This window comes from Streptomyces sp. NPDC093586, from assembly GCF_044764905.1.
Taxonomy (GTDB): domain Bacteria; phylum Actinomycetota; class Actinomycetes; order Streptomycetales; family Streptomycetaceae; genus Streptomyces.
Genome location: NZ_JBIWJA010000088.1, coordinates 1 through 3,558, shown reverse-complemented (window position 1 = coordinate 3,558; position 3,558 = coordinate 1). Strand labels below are relative to the sequence as shown.

Here is a 3,558-nt window from a genome sequence, read left to right as displayed (position 1 = left end):
ATGACACTCACCCTCGGCAAGGACTTCAAGGGCGCCGGGGTCAAACTCAACGCCACGTCCGGAAAGACTCCGGAAGGGGTGGAGAAATCCACGGCGGACAAGGCCCAGTGCGCGAAGTGACCTGACGGCCTCTTCTCGCGTCTTACCCGGCGGCCGTGTTGCGGCCGAGGTGAAAGCAATCCGTCAGGACGGCCGTACAGCCAAAAGGGCGGTCCGTACGTCCAACTGTGCGAACAGAACGCGCCCGTGGGCAGACCGGTCGGCGCGAGGGGTGGGGAGAAGGACATGACGCAGAGTGGTGTGCGCGGGCGGGGAACGCGGCCCGGTGCCGGCCGGGGCGCCCGGCAGGGGACCGTGGCCGGGGACGGGCACGACGCGAGCGCACAGGGCGGCGCAGGCGGGCACGGCGGCCGGCGCGGTACGGGACGCGGGAGCGGGCGGCGACGGGCGGGGCGCGGACGCCGTGTGCTCAGGTGGTCCGCGTCGACGCTCGCGGTCCTGATACTCGGCACGGCCGGCGCCGGATACCTCTACTACCAGCACCTCAACGGCAACATCCAGAAGGGCGAGCGCAGCAGCGGCGACTCGAAGGCGCACAAGACCGCGCCGAACGCGGCCGGGCAGACGCCCCTGAACATCCTGCTGATCGGCTCCGACAGCCGCGACTCCGACGCGAACGTGGCGCTGGGCGGCGGCAAGGACCACCGCGACAACCCGCCGCTGGGCGACGTGCAGATGCTGGTCCACCTGGCCGCGGACCGCAAGAGCGCGGCGGTGGTCAGCATCCCGCGTGACACCCGGGTCGACATCCCCGCGTGCACCGACCCCAAGACGGGCGAGAAGTTCCCGGCGACCAACACCATCATCAACGAGTCCCTGGCCCGCGGCGGCGCCGGCTGCACCCTGGCCACCTGGGAGAACCTCACCGGTGTCTACATCGACCACTGGATGACGATCGACTTCGCGGGCGTCGTGGCGATGGCGGACGCCATCGGCGGCGTCGAGGTCTGTGTGAACCAGAACGTGTGGGACCGCCCGCTGCGTCCCGGCGATCGCGGCGGCTCGGGCCTGAAGCTGACGGCCGGCCCGCACAAGGTGAAGGGCGAGCAGGCGCTGCAGTGGCTGCGCACCCGGCACGCCTGGGGCAGCGACCCGCTGCGCGCCCGGGCCCAGCACATGTACCTGAACTCGATGATCCGCACCCTGAAGGACCAGAACGTCTTCACCGACACCGGGCGGCTGATGGACCTGGCCGACGCGGCCACGAAGGCCATCCACGTCTCCAAGGAGATCGGCACGGTCAAGGAGTTCTACGACCTCGCCATGGAGCTGAAGACGGTGCCGACGGACCGCATCACCATGACGACGCTGCCCGTGATCCAGGACGACCAGGACGAGAACCACCTGCTGCCGGACGGCGCGAACGCCGAGAAGGTCTGGGCGATGCTCCGCGACGACGTGCCCTTCGACGACAAGGGCGCGAAGACCGACGGCAAGGGCGGCGACGGCAAGGGCACCGGCACCGCCGGCGCGGACGGCACCGGCAAGTCCCCCCAGGACCCGGCCGCCGCCGACGCCGAGATCTCCGTGCTCGTGCAGAACGCCACCCGCACGGACTCGCTCGGTCCGGTCGGCGGCCGTGCGGGCACGATCGCCGACGCGCTGGTGGAGAAGGGCTTCGGCAAGGCGGCGAAGGACACCTCGACGGCGCTGGCCGAGGAACGGACCGTCGTCCGTTACCCGAGCGCCGACCTGGCCGGGGACGCGCAGAGGGTCGCCACGGCACTGGGGATCCCGGCGAGCGCGGTGCGGAAGTCGGCGGACGTGTCCGGGGTCACGGTCGTCGTCGGCGCGGACTGGCGCTCGGGCACCACGTACCCGAAGCAGAAGACGCCGAAGGCCGGTGACCTGCCCAGCAACAGCGACGCCCTCAACGGCGCCGACACCGGTAAGTGCATGGACGTCTACAAGCCCTACCGCCGCTGGTAGACACTCACAGGATTGGGCGGATTGCCCCGGTGTGGGGAAGTGGCGTGCGTCACCGATGTCGTTCGGTACCGAACCGGGCGGATAGTGTGAACGCTCCAGTGCCCCCGCCGCGAGGTCCGCCCTGGCGTCGTGCACTTGTTGACCATTTACCGTGCGCCTTGGGGAAGGCGCCGCGTGGCCCCGACGGAGGACTGGGAGACCGTGGACGCGCAAGAACGTGGGCGGGCGGACGACATCGACCCCGCAGACCAGTGGGTACTCAATCCGCGGACCGGCGAATACGAACTGCGGCTGCCGTCCTCCGCGGCGCAGCCCACCGTGCCGAAGCCCCGCACGGGCTCACCGGGCGAGACCGACGGCGGCACTGACAGCGGCACCGGCGGCGCGGCCCCCCGCCGTACGACGGCCCCCGGCCGCGAGGTCCCGCCCCAGCGCCGCCGCACCGCCCCCGACAAGACCGCCGCCGGCCCGGCCGCGCCCGGGCGGCGCGGCCGGGCGCGGCCGGCGAAGAAGAGGTCGACGGGCAAGAGGATCCTGCTGTGGACCGGCGGCACGACCGCGTTCGTCGTCCTCGTGGCGGGTGTCGGCGGTTACCTCTACCTCAAGCACCTCGAGGGCAACGTCTCGACGACGGACGTCGGCAGCGCGGGCAGCAGCAGCTTCAGCAAGGACGAGGCCTTCAACATCCTCATCATCGGCACCGACAAGCGCACCGGTGCGGGCAACGAGGGCTACGGCGACAAGGGCAGCGTCGGGCACGCCGACACCAACATCCTGCTGCACGTGTCCAAGGACCGCTCCAACGCGACCGCGCTGAGCATCCCCCGCGACCTGATCGTCGACATCCCGGACTGCCCGACCGTGCAGGAGGACGGGAGCACCAAGGTCGTCCCCGGCCGGCAGGGCGTGCGGTTCAACAGAAGCCTCGGCGAGAACGGCCGGGACGCGGGCTGCACCATGCGCACGGTGAAGGAGGCGACCGGCATATCGGTCGACCACTTCATGATGGCCGACTTCAACGCGGTCAAGACGCTCACCACCGCGGTCGAGGGCGTGGAGGTCTGCGTGGAGAAGGCCGTCGACGACAAGCAGTCCAAACTCGTCCTGCCCGCGGGCAAGTCGACGGTCGAGGGCGAGGACGCCCTCGCCTTCCTCCGCGCCCGGTACGCCTTCGGCAACCACGGCGACCTCGACCGCATCAAGGCGCAGCAGCAGTTCCTGGGCTCGCTCATGCGGAAGATGGCCTCCGGCGACACCCTCACCAGCCCCACCAAGCTGGTGAAGCTCGCCGAGGCCGCCACGAAGGCGCTCACCGTGGACACGCCCATCGGCGACGTCGGCACGCTCAAGGACATCGCGCTGGAGTTGAAGAAGGTGCCGACGAAGAACATCACCTTCGCCACGGTGCCGGTGAAGGACAACCCCGCCGAGAAGATCCCGGTGACGGTCGTGCTCGACGAGACGAAGGCGCCCCAGGTCTTCGACATGATCGCGAACGACGTCTCGTTCACCGAGGTCAAGCAGCAGGAGAAGAAGGAGGCCGCGGCCGTCGCGGCACGCCTGAAGGGC

2 protein-coding genes are annotated in these 3,558 nt (G+C 70.4%); both read left to right on the top strand.

Going from position 1 to position 3,558, the window contains the following annotated elements:
- Positions 1–285 precede the first annotated feature (285 nt).
- Positions 286–1,989: an LCP family protein gene (locus ACIRFH_RS36440; protein ID WP_403530845.1), complete on the top strand. Its 1,704-nt coding sequence runs from the start codon at positions 286–288 to the stop codon at positions 1,987–1,989.
- A gap of 201 nt (positions 1,990–2,190) precedes the next feature.
- Positions 2,191–3,558, top strand: a 1,368-nt coding sequence (locus ACIRFH_RS36435; RefSeq protein WP_403530848.1) for an LCP family protein, incomplete at its 3' end; no start/stop codon positions are given.

Coding starts and splice junctions, on each gene's coding strand:
- ACIRFH_RS36440 (WP_403530845.1), top strand. CDS start 286: ATGACGCAGAGTGGTGTGCGCGGGCGGGGAACGCGGCCCGGTGCCGGC.